12 protein-coding genes are annotated in these 18,090 nt (G+C 61.0%); 9 read left to right on the forward strand and 3 right to left on the reverse strand.

Features of this window, described 5'->3' with window-relative positions; translation table 11 throughout:
* Positions 1–85 precede the first annotated feature (85 nt).
* Entirely contained in the window at positions 86–1,180 is a 1,095-nt protein-coding gene (gene sfnG / locus AC1Q8Q_RS30940; RefSeq protein ID WP_168758057.1) for a dimethylsulfone monooxygenase SfnG, read from the reverse strand.
* Positions 1,181–1,537: 357 nt separating this feature from the next.
* Here sfnG and AC1Q8Q_RS30945 point away from each other — a divergent pair, with 357 nt between their 5' ends.
* Both AC1Q8Q_RS30945 and AC1Q8Q_RS30950 read left to right on the forward strand, forming a co-directional pair.
* Positions 1,538–2,779 (forward strand): acyl-CoA dehydrogenase family protein, encoded by a 1,242-nt coding sequence (locus AC1Q8Q_RS30945; RefSeq protein WP_033045418.1) that lies wholly within the window; start codon positions 1,538–1,540, stop codon positions 2,777–2,779.
* Between the two features lie 195 nt (positions 2,780–2,974).
* A complete protein-coding gene (locus tag AC1Q8Q_RS30950) occupies positions 2,975–3,754 on the forward strand; it encodes a TSUP family transporter (protein WP_020799193.1) in 780 nt (259 codons plus the stop codon).
* Here the strand turns inward: AC1Q8Q_RS30950 and nudC are convergent.
* A complete protein-coding gene (nudC, locus tag AC1Q8Q_RS30955) occupies positions 3,722–4,552 on the reverse strand; it encodes an NAD(+) diphosphatase (RefSeq protein WP_020799192.1) in 831 nt (276 codons plus the stop codon). The genes AC1Q8Q_RS30950 and nudC overlap by 33 nt on opposite strands.
* Positions 4,553–4,559: 7 nt before the next feature.
* Positions 4,560–5,372 carry a crotonase/enoyl-CoA hydratase family protein gene (locus AC1Q8Q_RS30960; RefSeq protein ID WP_492615919.1) on the reverse strand — a complete coding sequence of 271 codons (813 nt, stop codon included), beginning with the start codon at positions 5,370–5,372 and terminating at the stop codon, positions 4,560–4,562.
* Positions 5,373–5,912: 540 nt separating this feature from the next.
* On the opposite strand from AC1Q8Q_RS30960, the gene glgA reads away from it, so the two are divergent.
* The 7 genes from glgA to AC1Q8Q_RS30995 all read left to right on the forward strand — a co-directional run bounded on the left by glgA (position 5,913) and on the right by AC1Q8Q_RS30995 (position 17,727).
* Complete coding sequence (gene glgA, locus AC1Q8Q_RS30965) at positions 5,913–7,499, forward strand: glycogen synthase GlgA (RefSeq protein WP_168758055.1); 1,587 nt, start codon at positions 5,913–5,915, stop codon at positions 7,497–7,499.
* 12 nt (positions 7,500–7,511) lie between these two features.
* Positions 7,512–9,308, forward strand: a complete 1,797-nt coding sequence (gene treZ, locus AC1Q8Q_RS30970) for a malto-oligosyltrehalose trehalohydrolase (RefSeq protein WP_083349010.1) — start codon at positions 7,512–7,514, stop codon at positions 9,306–9,308.
* Complete coding sequence (malQ, locus tag AC1Q8Q_RS30975) at positions 9,305–11,383, forward strand: 4-alpha-glucanotransferase (protein ID WP_020799188.1); 2,079 nt, start codon at positions 9,305–9,307, stop codon at positions 11,381–11,383. Before treZ ends, malQ begins: the two co-directional genes overlap by 4 nt.
* The gene (locus AC1Q8Q_RS30980) at positions 11,380–14,154 is read left to right on the forward strand and encodes a malto-oligosyltrehalose synthase (protein WP_492615920.1); all 2,775 of its coding nucleotides are present in this window, start codon (positions 11,380–11,382) and stop codon (positions 14,152–14,154) included. The genes malQ and AC1Q8Q_RS30980 overlap by 4 nt, the downstream gene beginning before the upstream one ends.
* Positions 14,155–14,175: 21 nt before the next feature.
* A complete protein-coding gene (locus AC1Q8Q_RS30985; protein WP_020799186.1) occupies positions 14,176–14,499 on the forward strand; it encodes a DUF2934 domain-containing protein in 324 nt (107 codons plus the stop codon).
* 116 nt (positions 14,500–14,615) lie between these two features.
* Entirely contained in the window at positions 14,616–16,775 is a 2,160-nt protein-coding gene (gene glgX / locus AC1Q8Q_RS30990; RefSeq protein WP_083349008.1) for a glycogen debranching protein GlgX, read from the forward strand.
* 193 nt (positions 16,776–16,968) lie between these two features.
* On the forward strand, positions 16,969–17,727 hold the full coding sequence (locus AC1Q8Q_RS30995) for a PIG-L deacetylase family protein (protein WP_168758052.1): 759 nt from the start codon (positions 16,969–16,971) through the stop codon (positions 17,725–17,727).
* Positions 17,728–18,090 lie beyond the last annotated feature (363 nt).

An 18,090-nucleotide genomic window follows, 5' to 3' on the forward strand; every position in this document is an offset into this window, starting at 1 on the left:
GCCGCCAACAGCAAGGGGGAGCAAGCTCCCCCTTCGGTTTTTACCGGACACTAGTGACGCAGAGCGTGGGAACGATCAGTCGTGTTCAGGCGACGGCTGATTGCGGCTTCACCAGCGCCTTGGCCTCCAACTCACGCACCAGCGGCAACACCCGCTTGCCGAAGTATTCGACTTCTTCCTGAAAGTGCAGGAACCCCGCCAGTACCAGGTCTACACCCACCGCTTTCAATGCGACGATGCGCTCGGCGATCTGTTGCGGCGTACCGATCAGGTTGGTCTTGAAGCCGTCGTTGTACTGCACCAGGTCCTCGAACGTCGACTTGGCCCAATTGCCTTCACCTTCGGGTGATGCCCTGCCCGCCTGTTTCGCCGCATCACCAAAGGCATTCACTGCCTGCGGATCGGCCTGGTCGATGATCTGCGCCAGCACCGCTCGCGCCTCTTCTTCGGTATCGCGGGCGATGACAAAGGCATTTACGCCAACCTTCACCGAGTGATTGTTCGCCGCGGCCTTGGCGCGAATGTCGTCGACCTGGGCCTTGATGCCTTCCGGGGTATTGCCGTTGGTGAAGTACCAGTCCGACACCCGCGCTGCCATGTCCCGCGCCGCACGGGAACTGCCGCCCTGGAAGATCTCCGGCCGGCCCAGTGGCTTGGGCTTGAGGCTGTAGTTGTCAAAACGATAGAAATCGCCGCGAAAGGTGAAGTTGTCCTCGGTCCATACGCCTTTGAGCGAGCGAATGAATTCTTCGGAACGGCGATAGCGTTCGTCGTGCTCCAGCCAATGCTCGCCAATGGCCTGGAATTCGCCCTTGAACCATCCGCTGACGATATTGACCGCCACCCGGCCGTTGGTCAGTTGATCGATGGTCGCCAGTTGCTTGGCCGCCAGTGCCGGTTGCCATGGCCCCGGCAGGATCGCGGCGATGACTTTCAGTTTGTGGGTGGCGGCCAGCAATGCATGGCTGAAGGCGACGGACTCATGCTGGTATTCGGCGCCGTAACCGGCAGTGAAGCGAATCTGCGTGAGCGCATATTCGAACCCCGCCTCTTCGGCCAGTTGTGCCAGTTTGCGGTTGTAGTCGATGCCCCAGTGGGTCCGTTGCTCGATCTTGCTGACCACCAGCCCTCCGCTGACGTTCGGTACCCAGTAGGCGAATTTGACGGCTTGCTGACTCATTGGCGTGTCCTCGGGACATTGGGAATGTCCCAGGGGTAGAGCAGCAAGCGTGCCAGTGCCTGCCACGACTTCCCTGAACCGAACGAGATCCCCTTGTGGGAGCGAGCCTGCTCGCGAAGGCGGCTTGTCTGTCAACATCGATGTTGAGTCGGATGGCCCCTTCGCGAGCAGGCTCGCTCCCACAATGATTGAGCTGTGTCAGAAGCAATTTGCTGATGCACTGTTGATCCGGCAACAGTTGAGGACGTCATGGTATTAGCGCCGGCCAGTAAATCCACGCGTTAGCCTCCGGCATGGACTGTGCAATCGCTCCTTGCACAAACATCGTTTTTTCTGCCCAGCCAAGGAGCTGTTTCCATGACCGAACACCAGGTAATCAACCCGCTGTCCATCGGCACTGACTACGAAGCGCTGGCCGCCCGGTATCGCCCGATTTTCCAGCGAATCGCCGAAGGTGCCCTCGAACGCGAGCAGTCGCGCACCCTGCCCCATGAGCCGATCCAATGGCTCAAGGACGCTGGCTTTGGCGCAGTGCGGGTGCCCGTTGAATACGGCGGTGGCGGCGCCTCGCTGCCGCAGTTGGTTGAGTTGCTGATCGAACTGGCCGAGGCTGACTCGAACATTCCGCAGGCATTGCGCGGTCACTTCGCCTTTGCCGAAGATCGCCTCAATTCCCCGCCTGGCGCGGCCCGGGACATCTGGTTCAAACGGTTTGTAGACGGTGACGTCGTCGGTTGCGCCTGGACCGAAATCGGCAACGTGGAGATTGGCGACGTCATCACCAAGGTGTCGCTCCATGGCGAGCAATGGCGGCTGAACGGCGAGAAGTTCTACAGCACCGGTAGCCTGTTTTCCGACTGGATCGATGTCTATGCCCAACGTAGCGATACCGGTGGCGACGTGATTGCCGCGGTGCGCACCCGCCAGCCTGGGATCGTGCAAAGCGACGACTGGGACGGGTTCGGCCAGCGCACCACGGGCAGCGGCACGTCGCGCTTTGTCGACGCCGAGGTGGACGCACAAAACATCATCGACTTCGCTACGCGCTTCAAGTACCAGACCGCGTTTTATCAGTTGGTGTTGCTGGCAACCCTGGCCGGGATCGGCCGTGCGGCGTTGCGCGATGTGTCCCGGCAGGTGCGCGAACGCCAACGCATCTACAGCCATGGCAATGCCCAGCGCGTCAGTGAGGATGCGCAGGTCCAGCAAGTGGTCGGCGATATTGCCGCGTGGGTGTATGCCGCCGAGGCCGCCACTTTGCGGGCGGCGCAGCCGGCACAACAGGCTTATCTGGCGCGGTTCGCCGGCGATGAACAATGGGAGCGTTCGGCAAACGTCGCAGCGGAAATCGAATCGGCGAAAGCACAGGTGGTGGTCACGGAGTTGATCCAGCGCGCGTCCACGCAGTTGTTCAATGCGCTGGGGGCTTCGGATATTCGCCAGGGCAAATCGCTGGATCGGCACTGGCGCAATGCGCGTACCGTGTCGTCGCACAATCCGGTGATCTACAAGTCGCGGATTGTCGGGGACTGGGAAATCAACCGGACCGAGCCGCCATTCGTGTGGCAGATCGGCAATGGGCCTGACCGTAAAATCTGAGCCCGATCCCCGTAGGAGCTGCCGCAGGCTGCGATCTTTTGATCTTGCCCCCTCAAAAACAAGATCAAAGATCGCAGCCTGCGGCAGCTCCTACAGGGGGTTGCGTCAGCGCGGTCGCAGCAAGAGTTGGATAAAGGTAAGATACCGGCCCTTCCCTGCAGCCCTTCGCTGCCCCCCGCCGATTAAGCCGATTCCATGCCTTTCGAACTCAGCGTTGACCTCACTACCCTGGCCATCCTGGCCATTGTCGCTTTCATTGCCGGTTTCATCGACGCCATCGCTGGAGGCGGCGGCTTGTTGACCACCCCGGCCTTGCTGACCGCTGGCCTGCCACCGCACCTGGTGCTGGGCACCAACAAACTCAGTTCGACCTTTGGCTCGGCCACGGCCAGCTTCACTTTTTACCGCCGCAAGTTGTTCCACCCCAGGCAGTGGACACACGCCATCGTCGGCACCCTGGTCGGAGCACTGACCGGTGCGGTAGTCGCTCATTACCTGCCGGCCGAATGGTTGAACAAGATGCTGCCAGTGATCGTGTTTGCCTGTGGCCTCTATCTTTTGTTCGGTGGCACGCCGAAAGCGCCGCTGGACAGCAACGCCCCGATCAGGAAAAAGTGGCAATCGACCCAAGGCTTCAGCCTTGGCTTCTACGATGGCGTGGCCGGTCCCGGTACTGGCGCGTTCTGGACCGTCAGCAGCCTGCTGATGTACCCGATCGATCTGGTGAAGGCCAGCGGCGTGGCACGCAGCATGAACTTCGTCAGCAACATTGCGGCCTTGTCGGTGTTCGTGTTTTCCGGGCAGGTGGACTGGATCATCGGCCTGAGCATGGGCCTGTCGGTAATGGTCGGGGCATTCTTCGGCGCCCGCACCGCCATCAGCGGTGGCGCGAAGTTCATTCGTCCGGTTTTCATCACCGTGGTATTGGGCCTGACCGTCCGGCTAGCCTGGCAACACTGGTTCAGCGTGGCCTAAGCGCCGCGCCACGTAGACGTCGATCAGGTAGCGGGCGATCGAACGTGACGCCGGCAACGGCGGTAGATCATGCACATTGAACCACTGGGCGTCTTCGATCTCGTCCTCCTGGCAGACGATCTCGCCACCGGCGTATTCGGCATGGAAGCCGAGCATCATCGAGTGCGGGAACGGCCAGCACTGGCTGCCCAGGTACTGGACGTTCTTCACTTCGATCTGCACTTCTTCACGCACTTCGCGAATCAGGCAATCCTCGGCCGATTCGCCAGGTTCGGCAAACCCTGCCAACGTGCTGTAGACCCCGGCGACGAAGCGCGGCGAGCGTGCCAGCAGCACCTCATCGCCACGCGTCACCAGCACGATCATGCTTGGGGAAATCCGTGGATAGCTGCGTAAATCACACGGCTGGCAATACATCGCCCGCTCACGCGGCACCTGGATCATGGCTTGGCCGCAGTTGCCGCAAAAACGGTGCTCTCGGGCCCAGGTGCCGATCTGCGCCGCGTAACCCAGGACCTTGAACACCGTGTGATCGCCTTCAAGCATGAACGCCCGCAAGCCTTTCCAGTTACAGCCCGGCACCTCGCTGTGGGCGCGCAACTCCAGCAGATAGACAGGTTCGCCATCCAGATGGCCAATGCCGTGCTCGGCGAGTATTGCCAGGTCCTGGCGCTTGAGCCATTCGCGGGGGAACAATGCGCCGTTGTCATCGAACAAAAAGCCTTCGGGGCTGCGTGCTACCGCCCAGCCGCCGGGCTGGTCGGTGTCCAGTACTGCCGTGGTCCAGCGTGGTGTCATTTTTCAATCAATCCAGAAATTCGGGTTTCTGTTTGCTCATATGGGCGGCCATGGCCACGCGCAGATCGGTCGATTGCAGCATGGCGGCGTTCCAGGTGGCGACGTATGCCAGGCCGTCGTCGATGCGATGATCGCGCATATAGCTGATCATCTCCTTGGTGCCAGTAACGGCAATCGGCGACTTGCTCGCAATCTCGCGGGCAATGCCCATGACGCCGTCGAGCAGGCTGGCGGTATCGCTGTAGACGCGATTGACCAAGCCAATGCCTCGCGCTTCTTCGGCGCCGAAAATACGACCAGTGTAAGCCAGTTCACGCAGCATGCCGTCCCCGATGATCCGCGGCAAGCGTTGCAGTGTACCGACGTCAGCGGCCATGCCGATATCGATTTCCTTGATCGAGAATTGCGCGTCTTCGGCGGCGTAGCGCATGTCACAGGCGGCAATCAGGTCGATGGCACCGCCCAGGCAATAACCCTGGATGGCCGCGAGCACCGGTTTGCGGCATTGGTCGACCGCATTGAAGGACGCCTGCAGATCAAGAATCTTGCGGCGCAGCAAGCGCGCATTGCGTCCGACGTCCTTGCCCAGCTCATTGGCCACGCCAGCCAGCATCATCAGGTCAATGCCTGAGGAAAAATGCTTTCCGGCGCCACTGAGTACGACTACCCGAGCTTCGTCGGTGTCGTCGATCCATTGGAAAATCTCGATGATTTCGGTCCAGAAGGCAGCATTCATCGCGTTGATCTTGTCCGGGCGATTGATCTGCACATGGGCGATTTTATCTACCAGTTCGACGCTGAACGCTGTGTACTCAGACATGCTAGTGATCCTTTACCGGGCAAAAAAGAAGCCTGAACTATAACAAGGCAGCAAGGCAGTGGTTCAGCCAAAAGCGGGACTTGCACGCGCACCATAACGGTGCGCGCGTAGCAAGACGTTACGCACATCCATGTGACCACCCAGTGAATTTCCAGGGCAACAATTCAAAAAAAACTGCATTTCGTCGGTGCTTTCGCACCGGTATCAGGCACGTTCGTACCTAAACAACCGATTGTCGAACAATTTTGCCATCAGCACTTTACCGCTCTAAGTTCTGGCCTAGACTGATTTCCCCAAGGGCGACCGGTCAGTCAAAAAGTGGAAAAAAAGTCGAAACTTTTGCCACACGGGATCGGTCGAGTAAAAAGAAGGTGCGTTGCGACTGGTGCAATCCTTGCAATGGTTAATTCACCCATTTTGCTTCAGCGCATTTGGGGAGCGCTTGCTCGCCGAGGCGTAGCGCTTTGCGCGTGGCCACACCCATTGGCCAGGTAACGTTTGCCAGACCCAAGAACTAGATCAACAACACGGGAGATTCATATGATAAGTGCGGCTTTGGATGTTCAGGGAGAGCTGGCTCATCAACAGATCGGCGAATCGAGCGCCGCGACTGCTCTCAGTGCCCAACCGATCAGCGTTAGCAGTACGCGGACGCTGGCGCCGGTGGCCAGTCAGAATCCCAATAAGAAGAAAGTGTTGTTCGTCACCTCCGAAATTGCCGACCTGGTGAAAACCGGCGGCCTGGGAGACGTTTCCGCCGCGCTGCCACGGGCCATGGCACACCTGCATGATGTGCGTGTACTGATCCCCGGTTATCCGCAGGTCATGCACAGTGAAAATCCGATTCACATCATCGGTGAACTCGGTGGTCACGCGGCGCTCCCGCCGTGCAAGATCGGGCGCATGGACATGCCTGACGGTCTGGTTATCTATGTGTTGATCTGCCCTGAGCTCTACGAGCGCGAAGGTTCACCCTATGGCGCCAACAACGGCCGCGACTGGCCGGACAACCATATTCGTTTCGCCCGCCTGGGCCTGGCGGCCGCCGATATTGCCGCCAACCTCGCACAGATCCACTGGTGCCCGGACCTGGTGCACGCCCATGACTGGCCCGCCGGCCTGGCCCCTGCCTATATGCACTGGCGTGGGCAGCGCACGCCGACCCTGTTCACCATCCATAACCTGGCGTACCAGGGCGTGACGAGCCTGGGGTCTTGCCCCGAACTGGGCATTCCGCAGCACGCCTTGCAACAGGAAGGCATGGAGTTCTACGGCAAGATGTCGTTCCTCAAGGCTGGCATGGCCTATTCGAGCCACATCACCACAGTCAGCGCGACCTACGCCCAGGAAATCACCACCCCGGACTTCGGCTGCGGTCTCGACGGATTTCTCGCCGCCAAGACCCAGCAAGGCCTGCTCAGCGGCATTCCCAACGGCATCGACGAAAGCTGGGACTCGGCCACCGACCCGCACCTCTTTTGCCCCTTCAAAATCGGTGACTGGGACGGCAAGGCGGTCAACGCCGCCCACGTTCGCCAGTTGTTCGGCCTGCAAGACAGCAAAGGCCCGCTATTTGCCGTGGTCTCGCGCCTGGTTTACCAGAAAGGCCTGGACCTGACCGAAGCGGTCTCCGAATACATCGTCAAATCCGGCGGCCAGATCGCGATCATCGGTCGTGGCGAGCCGGAAGAAGAACAAGCCATGCGCGAACTGGCCCTGCGTTTTCCCGGGCAGATCGGTGTGCGCATCGGCTTCAACGAAACCGATGCCCGACGGATGTTTGCCGGTAGCGATTTCCTCCTGATGCCGTCGCGCTATGAACCTTGTGGCCTCAGCCAGATGTACGCCCAGCGTTTCGGCTCGTTGCCGGTGGCGCGCAATACCGGTGGCCTGGCAGACACCATCGAAGATGGCGTGACCGGCTTCCTGTTCAATGAATCCACGGTGGAAAGTTATCAGCAAGCCTTGAGCCGAGCGTTCAAGGTGTTCGCCTTCCCCGACCTGCTGAATGCCATGCGCTGCCGCGCCATGGCGGCACCGTTCAACTGGTGCAAGGCGGTCGAACCCTATGCCGAACTCTACGAGCAGCTTGTAGCCAAAGCCTTGGGGAAATCGCACAAACAGTAAGAGGCTCACGCAATGCCGTTACGGACCCTTGAGACCTGGCCCCACGGCGCAATCAAACTGGACCCGCAAAACACGCGATTCGCGTTGTGGGCACCCGATGCGTTCTACGTCAGTGTCGAACTGGAAAATGGACAGTCCTTGCCGTTGCTGCCTCAGGCCGACGGTTGGTTCGTGATCAACACCCGCTGCCCGGCGGGTACCCGATACCGCTACAACATCGATGGCGAACTGGAGGTGCCCGACCCGGCCTCCCGCGCCCAGGCCGGGGACATTGACCAGCACAGCGTGGTGGTCGACCCGTTGGCCTACGAGTGGCGGCACAGCACTTGGCTGGGACGTCCGTGGAATGAAGCGGTGATCTACGAGTTGCACGTCGGCGCCCTCGGCGGCTTTCTCGCCGTCGAGGAGCACCTGGCACATCTGGTGGAGCTTGGGGTCACCGCAATCGAGTTGATGCCGATCGCGCAATTTCCCGGCGAGCGCAATTGGGGCTACGACGGGGTGCTGCTCTATGCACCCCAGGCCTCCTATGGTTCTCCCGAACAACTCAAGCACCTGATCGACACCGCCCATGGCCTTGGCCTGGCGGTGATGCTCGATGTGGTCTACAACCACTTCGGGCCGGATGGCAATTACCTGCACCGCTACGCCAAGGGGTTCTTCCGCGAAGACCGGCACACGCCTTGGGGAGCGGCCATCGATTTTCGCCGGCGCGAGGTGCGCGACTTCTTCATCGACAACGCCTTGATGTGGTTGCTGGAGTACCGCTTTGACGGCTTGCGCCTGGACGCGGTGCATGCCATCGAAGACCCGGACTTTCTCCAGGAACTGGCCCAGCGTGTGCGCCAGCAAACCGATCCGTCGCGACATGTGTGGCTGGTGGTGGAAAATGAACATAACCAGGCCAGCCTGCTCGAACAGGGCTTCGACGCACAGTGGAACGATGACGGTCATAACGCCTTGCACGTGCTGCTGACCGGCGAGACCGATGCCTATTACGCCGACTATGCAAAAAATCCCACCGAACAGTTGGCCCGCTGCCTGAGCCAGGGCTTCGTGTTCCAGGGCCACCTCAACCGCCATGGCCAAGCGCGCGGCGAGCCCAGCGGGCATTTGCCACCCAGCGCGTTCGTGCTGTTTCTGCAGAATCACGACCAGATCGGCAACCGCGCCTTTGGCGAGCGTCTGCATCAACTGGCCCACCCCGACGCATTAAAAGCCGCGACGGCGCTGTTGCTGCTATCACCGATGATCCCCCTGATGTTCATGGGCGATGAGTTTGCCGCCGAACAACCGTTCCTGTTTTTCACCAGCCACCACGGCGAACTCGCACGCTTGGTGCGCGAAGGGCGGCGCAACGAATTTGCCGCGTTCAGCGCGTTTGCCGACCCGCATCAACGTGAACGGATTCCCGATCCCAACGCACCACAGACCTTCGAAGCGTCCCGCCCTACCCTCACGGTCAACGGGGCTTCGGCGATGCATGAGTTCTACCGCCAACTGCTGCAGATCCGCCATCGGCACATCGTCCCGCACTTGCCTGGGACCCGGGCGCGCAATGCCCAGGTGCTGGGTTTTGGCGCGGTCAGCGCGTCATGGTGCCTGGGCGATGGCAGTCAATTGCGCATCGACCTCAACCTCAGCGACACGCCGGTCCGCCATATGCCACAGGTGGACGCAAGCTTGCTGTTCGAACACCCGCCCGGGTCTGGCCAACGGCTGGACCAGGGCACCTTGCCCCCGTATTGCGCAATTGTCAGCCTCACGGCCGCGGCCCCTTTGCTACACCTTGATGGAGAGCGCCAATGAGTGATGCGCAACTGGAAATCCTTGCTAGCCGGGCTGGCCTGGCGGTCGACTGGATCGACGCCAACGGTCGTCCGCAAAAAGTCGCGCCTTCGGTTCTGCGCAACGTCCTCACGGGACTCGGCCACCCGGCCGGCAGCGCCCAGGAAATCGACGCCAGCCTGCTCGAACTGCAACAAGTACAACAGACCCGGCACCTGCCGCCTCTGATCACCGCCGATGTCGGCGTGGGACTCAACCTGGCGCACTTTTTTGAGCCGCTGACACCCTGCGAGATCCATCTTGAAGATGGCTCGAAACTCAGTCTCAAGCTGGATGCCGAAGCCGTTCTGCCGGGGCTGATCCCGGTCGGTTACCAACACGTCGAGATCGATGGACAAAGCTTTACCCTGGCCGTGGCTCCCGCCCGTTGCTACAGCGTAGCCGATGCGGTGGACAGCCCGATCCCGCGCGCCTGGGGCCTGAGCGTGCAACTGTATGCATTGCGCCGTGCCGGCGATGGCGGCTTTGGCGACACCCAGGCACTGGAAGACCTGGCCCGGGTGGCGGGCGAACGCGGCGCCGACGCACTGGCGATCAGTCCCTTGCATGCCATGTTTGCCAACGACACCCAGCGCTATAGCCCCTATTCGCCGTCAAGCCGTCTGTTTCTCAATAGCCTGTATTGCGCGCCGGGGGCGATTCTTGGTGAGCGCGCGATGCGCACCGCTATCGATGCCACCGGCCTGGCTGCCGAACTTCTGCGTTTGCAAGAACTGCCATTGATCGATTGGCCGGCCGCTGCCGAAGCCAAGCATCGCCTATTACAGGCGCTGTACGACGGATTCGTGCACGGCGAACATCCACTGCACGCCGACTTCAGCAGCTTTCGCCATGCCGGCGGTGAAGCGCTGGAAAATCATTGCCGCTTCGAGGCCATTCAAGAAACCCGTGCCGCCCGGGGCGAAAGCCTCGACTGGCGTGAGTGGCCGCCGCAGTGGCGCAACCCGCGCAGCGCTGCCCTGGCCGAGTTCGCCGAAGAGAACGCTGGCCGCATCGGCTTCTTCGCCTTCTGCCAATGGTTGATCACCCGTTGCCTGGAGCGCGCGCAAGCCGCCGCCCGCAGCAGCGGCATGGGCATTGGCCTGATCGCCGACCTGGCCGTTGGTGCCGATGGCGGTGGCAGCCAGGCCTGGAGCCGCCAGGACGAATTGCTCGCTTCCCTCACCGTTGGCGCGCCACCGGACATTCTCAACCGCACCGGCCAGGGTTGGGGGATCTCCGCTTTCTCACCCGAAGGCCTGGTGCGCAACGGCTTTCGTGCGTTCATTGAAATGCTGCGCGCCAACTTCGCCCACGCCGGTGGCCTGCGGATCGACCATGTCATGGGCTTGCAACGGTTGTGGGTGATCCCCAATGGCGCATCGCCCGCTGATGGGGCTTACCTGTATTACCCGTTTGACGACTTGTTGCGCCTGCTGACCCTCGAGTCCCATCGCCACCAGGCCATCGTCCTCGGTGAAGACCTGGGCACGGTGCCGGACGGTCTGCGGGAAAAACTCAGCGCCCGTTCGATCCTCGGTATGCGAGTGTTGCTGTTCGAACAGGACAACACTCACTTCAAACCGATCCTCGACTGGCCGGACAACGCCCTCGCCACCACCAGTACCCACGACCTGCCCACCCTCAATGGCTGGTGGCATGGCCGCGATATCGACTGGAACGCCCGCCTCGGCCTAATCGATGCCAGTTCTGAAATCGAGTGGCGCCAGCATCGCGAGCGCGAGCGCGAAGGCCTGCGCCGGACCTTGAGCCAAGACCCGCAGAACTTTCGCGAAGAGTCCCACGAAACCGATCAGGTCCTCGATGCCAGTGTGCGTTTCCTCGGCCACACCCGCGCGCCGTTGGTACTGCTGCCTCTGGAGGATGCACTGGGCATCGAACAGCAGGCCAACCTGCCCGGCACCATCGATACCCACCCCAACTGGTCCCGCCGTTTACCCGTCACCAGCGAAGCCTTGCTCGATGGCCCGGACGCCGCCAGACGCCTGGAACTGCTCGCCTGCGCGCGACTTCAGGCGGCCGAGCGTGACCAATGAACCCGGTCGCTATCGCGCCGCTACGGGCCACCCTGCGGCTGCAATTTCACAAAGGCTTTACTCTCGATGATGCCGTGCCCCTGGTGCCCTATTTCGCCCGCCTCGGCATCAGCCATGTCTACGCGTCGCCGCTGCTGAGCGCCCGCGCGGGCTCCATGCACGGCTATGACGTGGTGGACCCGACCACGGTCAACCCGGAACTGGGCGGTGAATCTGCGCTGCACCGCTTGGTCGCCGCGCTGCGTGAACAGGACATGGGGTTGATCCTCGACATCGTCTCCAACCACATGGCAGTCGGCGGTAACGACAATCCCTGGTGGCTGGACTTGCTGGAGTGGGGTCGCCTGAGCCCGTACGGCGAGTTCTTCGATATCCAGTGGCACTCGCCCGACCCCTTGATGGAAGGCCAGTTGCTGTTGCCGTTCCTGGGCAGCGACTACGGCATCGCCTTGCAGGACGGCACCCTGGCGCTGCGTTTCAATGCGCAGCGCGGCGCGTTTCATGTGGAGCATTACGATCATCACTTTCCGATATGCCCCAGTCATTACGGCGAGCTGCTCAAGACGGATGCCGAGCCGCTGAAATTGCTGGCGGACCGGTTCAACACCTTGAGCTATCAGACAGATGCCTACACCCTGGCGATTGCGTTAAAAGAAGCATTGCGCGAACTGGCCAGCGATCCCGCAATACTGCACGCCATCGAACAAAACCTGCAGGCCTACGATTCGCTGACCAGCGAAGGTTTTCAACGCCTGCATGACTTACTGGAGCGCCAGAGTTACCGCCTCGCCAGTTGGCGCACCGCCGCGGACGACATTAACTGGCGGCGGTTTTTCGATGTCAACGAGCTAGGCGGTTTGCGCGTCGAGCGCCCAGCAGTGTTCGAGGCGACCCACGCGAAGATCTTCCAGTTGGTGGAACAAGGACTGGTCGACGGGTTGCGCATCGACCATATAGACGGTCTCGCCGACCCACGGGGTTACTGTCGCAAACTGCGTCGGCGCGTCGACAGCCTGGCAGCGGGTCGACACCTGCCGATCTATGTGGAAAAGATCCTGGGCGAAGGCGAAACCCTGCACCGCGACTGGTCGGTGGATGGCACCACCGGCTACGAGTTCATGAACCAGTTGTCACTGCTGCAGCACGATCCCGCCGGTCAACCCATCTTGGGTGAGCTCTGGCACCGCTATAGCGGGCGCCCGGCTGACTTCCGCCAGGAAGCGCAACTGGCGCGCCAGCAGATTCTCAATGGCTCGCTGGCCGGGGATTTCGAAAGTGTCGCCCAGGCGTTGTTGCAAGTGGCCCGGGATGACCTGATGACCCGTGACCTGACGCTGGGGGCGATCCGTCGCGCGCTGCAGGAACTGATCGTGCATTTCTCGGTGTATCGCACCTACATCGGCGCTCTGGGCCGTTCGGCGCAGGACGAAGTGTTTTTCCAGCAAGCCATGGAAGGCGCCCGACAAACCCTTGGCGAAGCCGACTGGCCAGTGCTCGAGTGCCTGGCGGGGTGGTTGGGGGGCGAGAGCTGGCGAAAACGTCCGGCTGGCCGGCTGCGCAAACGGCTCAAGCATGCCTGCGTGCGCTTTCAGCAACTGACTTCACCTGCCGCCGCGAAGGCCGTGGAAGACACCGCGTTCTATCGTTCGGCGGTGTTGCTTTCGCGCAATGACGTCGGCTTCAGCACCGAGCAATTCAGTGCGCCTGTGGCCGATTTCCATGCTGCCTGTGCCCAGCGCCTGGCCGATTTCCCGGACAACCTGCTCGCCACCGCGACCCACGATCACAAGCGTGGCGAGGATACGCGCGCGCGCCTGTCCGTCTTGAGTGAACGCAGTCAATGGTACGTCGAACAGATCGGCCTCTGGCACGCCCTCGCCCGGCCCTTGCGCGACGATGAGCAGATGCCGTCAGCCGGCGATGAATTGATTCTCTATCAGGCACTGCTGGGCAGCTGGCCGCTGGACCTGCGCACCGACGACCCAGCGGCCTTGGAGGACTACGCCCAACGCATCAGCCAATGGCAACGCAAGGCCCTGCGCGAAGCCAAGCTGCAAAGCAGCTGGAGCGCACCCAATGAAGCGTATGAACAAGCCAGCGAAAACTTTACCCGGCGCCTGCTGCTGAGCCCGGAAGGTGATCTATTGCGCACCGCCCTGGGCAAGGCAGCCCGCACGATTGCCCTGCCTGGCGCCCTCAACGGATTGGCGCAAACCTTGCTGCGCATGACGGTACCGGGAGTACCGGACCTGTATCAGGGCAACGACTTCTGGGACTTCACGCTGGTCGATCCGGACAACCGCCGGCCAGTGGATTACGCCAGCCGCCAGCAGGCCTTGCAGCAGCCATTGGATCTGCCTGATCTGTTGGAGCACTGGCACGACGGGCGCATCAAGCAAGCCTTGATTGTGCGGACTTTAACCACCCGGACCGAGCACGCCAAGCTGTTTCGACGCGGGACTTACCAGCCCCTCGAAGTCATCGGCAACCAGGCCAATCGGGTGCTGGGATTTGTCCGTGAATGGGAGGGGACCCGCGCCATCGTCATCGTGCCGATCCGTTGTTCGGCATTGCTGGAAAACAGTGCCGTGCCTCATGTCGACGCTCCGCAGTGGGGCGATACCCGGATCAGCTTGCCGTTCACAATCGCCGACGAAAATCTGAAGGGACTTTTTTCAAGCGTCGCAGTCACAAAACACAGGGAGCTGATGATCAGCGCCGCGCTGGGGGATTTCCCGGTCAATCTCTTTATCCAGGCTACAAACATTTGAGTTCAGTTCAGGAGCAATGCGATGAGTACCGACGATAAACGCATCCGCGAGTTTGCCTATCAGATCTGGGAATCCGAAGGCAAACCTGAGGGCCAGGAAGCACGGCATTGGGAGATGGCGTGCAAACTGGCTGAAGCCGAAGCCTTGGCTCCGAAAAAGCCGGCAAAAGCAGCGTCGAGCAAGACAACCGTGGGCAAAGCCGGCGACGGCAAACTCAATGGCAAGGCCGGGGAAGCAAAACCCAAGGCCAAGGCCAAGCCGGCAGCTGCTTCCGCGGTGATACCACCGGGGGAAAAGGCCGCCGAGAAAAAACCTCGCGCACCGCGAAAACCGCCTGCGGTCTAAGCTTTTCTCCCGCTGTCCTGAAGATTCCAGTGGCGAGCCCTCTCGCCACCGAGGGATTCGCTCGCCCGCGAAAAAAATATTGAGCCCTGTCACTGCCTGCCGTTACTGGAGCATTTATGACCCGAACCAAGAAAGAAACTCCACCTCCCCGTGCCGAACCCTCGCGCATCCGCGAAGGACTGCCCTTCCCGCTCGGTGCGACCTGGGATGGCCTGGGGGTCAACTTCGCCCTGTTCTCGGCCAACGCCACCCGCGTCGAACTGTGCATTTTCGATGACGCCGGCGAAGTGGAGCTCGAACGCATCGAACTGCCGGAGTACACCGACGAGATCTACCACGGCTACCTCCCCGATGCCCATCCGGGGCTGATCTACGGCTACCGCGTGTACGGCCCGTATGATCCGGTCAATGGTCATCGTTTTAACCCCAACAAGCTGTTGATCGACCCTTACGCCAAACAGTTGGTCGGTCAGTTGAAATGGTCCGAAGCCTTGTTTGGCTACACCATTGGCCACCCCGACGCAGACCTCAGTTTCGACGAGCGCGACAGCGCGCCCTACGTGCCAAAATGCAAGGTGATCGATCCGGCGCACACCTGGGGCCACGATCACCGGGTCAGCGTGCCATGGGACAAAACGATCATCTATGAAACCCACGTGCGCGGCTTCAGCATGCGCCACCCCGCCGTTCCCGAAAACCAGCGCGGGACCTTTGCCGGCTTGATGGTCGACGAAGTGCTGGAGCATATCCGCAAGCTGGGGGTGTCGACCGTCGAGCTGCTGCCGATCCACGCCTTCGTCAACGACCAGCACCTGCTGCACAAAGGCATGACCAACTACTGGGGCTACAACAGCATTGCGTTCTTCGCCCCCGACCCGCGTTACCTGGCCAGCGGCAAGATCGCAGAGTTCAAGGAAATGGTCGCGCACCTGCACGAAGCCAACCTGGAAGTCATCCTCGACGTGGTCTACAACCACACCGCCGAGGGCAACGAACAGGGCCCGACCCTGTCCATGCGCGGTATCGACAACGCCTCTTATTACCGCTTGATGCCTGACGACAAGCGCTTCTACATCAACGATTCCGGCACCGGCAACACCCTGGACCTCAGCCATCCGTGCGTATTGCAGATGGTCACCGATTCGCTGCGCTACTGGGCCTCGGAAATGCACGTGGACGGTTTCCGCTTCGACCTGGCGACCATACTGGGGCGTTATCACGACGGTTTCGACGAACGTCACAGTTTCCTCGTGGCTTGCCGCCAGGACCCGGTACTGCGCCAGGTCAAGCTGATCTCCGAGCCCTGGGATTGCGGGCCCGGTGGTTATCAGGTCGGCAACTTCCCGCCGGGCTGGGTGGAGTGGAACGACAAGTTTCGCGACACGGTGCGCGCTTTCTGGAAAGGTGACGACGGCCAATTGGCGGACTTTGCCAGCCGCATGACCGCGTCCGGCGAAATGTTCAACCAGCGTGGTCGGCGTCCTTATTCATCGCTGAATTTCATCACCGCCCACGACGGTTTCACCCTCAACGACCTGGTGTCGTACAACGACAAGCACAACGAAGCCAATGACGAGAACAATCAGGACGGCAGCAACAACAACCTGTCCTGGAACCATGGCGTAGAAGGCCCCACCGACGATCCGCAAATCAACGAATTGCGCTTTCGACAGATGCGCAACTTCTTCGCCACTTTGCTGCTGGCGCAGGGTACGCCAATGATCGTGGCCGGCGACGAATTCGCCCGGACTCAGGAAGGCAACAACAATGCTTATTGCCAGGACAGCGAGATCGGCTGGGTCAATTGGGACCTGAGCGAGGACGGCAAGGCGTTGCTCAAGTTCGTCAAGCGTCTGATCAAGTTGCGCCTGGCCTATCCGATTTTGCGCCGGGGGCGCTTCCTGGTGGGCAACTACAATGAGGACATCGGCGTCAAGGATGTCACCTGGCTGGCGCCCGATGGTAGCGAGATGACCACCGAGCACTGGCACGATGCGCACAATCGCTGCCTGGGCATGTTGCTCGACGGGCGAGCCCAGGAAACCGGGATCCGCCGCAAAGGCGCGGACGCCACGTTGTTGCTGGTGGTCAACGCCCATCACGACATCGTCAACTTCCTCCTGCCGGAGGTACCGGACGGCAGCTTCTGGACCTGCCTGATGGACACCAATCAACCGTCCATACGCGGTCAGGAACGCTTCGATTTCGGGCGCGAGTACTCGGTCACCGGACGTTCGCTGCTGTTGTTCGAATTGCAACGTGAGGAAGAGGAGTAGAAATCACCGGCGCAATGGAAAAATTGAGCCATGCGTGCACTTCCGGCGCGACGAATAGCGATACATGAGCAATACTCGATGCGCGGCTGTCCAGGGTCCGGAGCGCCGCGCTTCGCTATCAACCCGCCCTCACGGCTGTAGCAGCGCTTGCGTTGCGCAGGACTGGGGGCGTATGGAACAAGGACGTAACGCCATGAAATCTGTGTCCATCAGTGACAGCAGCTGTACAGAGCAAATCTGGAACAGCGCCCCGCAACTGGCCAATATTCCGGTCATCGGTACTCAATCCCTTCTCCCCCCGGGTGCGCGCGCCGTGGTGATCGCCCCACATCCCGGCGACGAAGTGTTGACTTGCGGCGGTCTGCTGCAGTTGCTCAGCGCCATGGGACACCCCTTGCAATTGATTTCGGTGACCGATGGCAGCGCCAGTCATCCAGGCTCCCAACAGTGGTCGGAGAAACGCCTGAGCGTGTTTCGCTCCCAGGAAAGTGTCGAGGCCTTGCGCCGGCTTGGCTTGCCGATGCACAGCCTGAAATGGATACGCGGCGGCTTCACCGACCATACCCTGGCTGAGCATGAACAGGCGCTCACCCAATTCATCGTCCGATATCTACGGCCAGGCGATATGGTGTTCAGCACCTGGTGCGAGGATGGCAACAGCGACCATGACGCCGTCGGCCGCGCCAGCGCCAATGCCGCCACCATCGCCGGTGCAGTTTTCACCGAGATACCGGTCTGGGCCTGGCATTGGCCATCGCGAGACAGCGCCTTGATCCCCTGGCACCGGGCGCGCAAGGTGCGCCTGGACACCTGGACGGTGGCGCGCAAGAGCCATGCTACCCATGCCTATGCCAGTCAACTTGACGGTGAACCGGCCGTCGGCATTGCGCCACGGCTGCCGCGGATTTTGCTGGAGCGGATGCGGTTGCCTTATGAGATTGTGTTTGTCTGAAAGTGCGGTTTTTTGGTGTACATATCCATTGCTGCGGCAAGGCCTGCGTTCGGCCAGCGTGTTTAACGGGGCGCTCGCGACCAACAGCAAAGCGAGGCGGCCTTAAAGCCGACCTGACTTTTGGTGATGCCTTTGTTTTGATCGTTCCCACGCTCTGCGTGGGAACGCCGCCAGGGACGCTCCGCGTTCCACTGACAACGCATTAATTGAGGCGTGCGCAACGGTGATGCGGGGCGTCACAGGAAGCCCTGTGTGAAATTGGTTGTCGGAGTGCATATCCATTGGTGCGGTAACGGCGGCTTATGGTTTCGCTTTTACAGCGACTCCCTTTTTCAAACGCCAAAAAGGAAGCAAAAGGCTTTG

The organism is Pseudomonas sp. GW823-FHT06B06, from assembly GCF_058795195.1.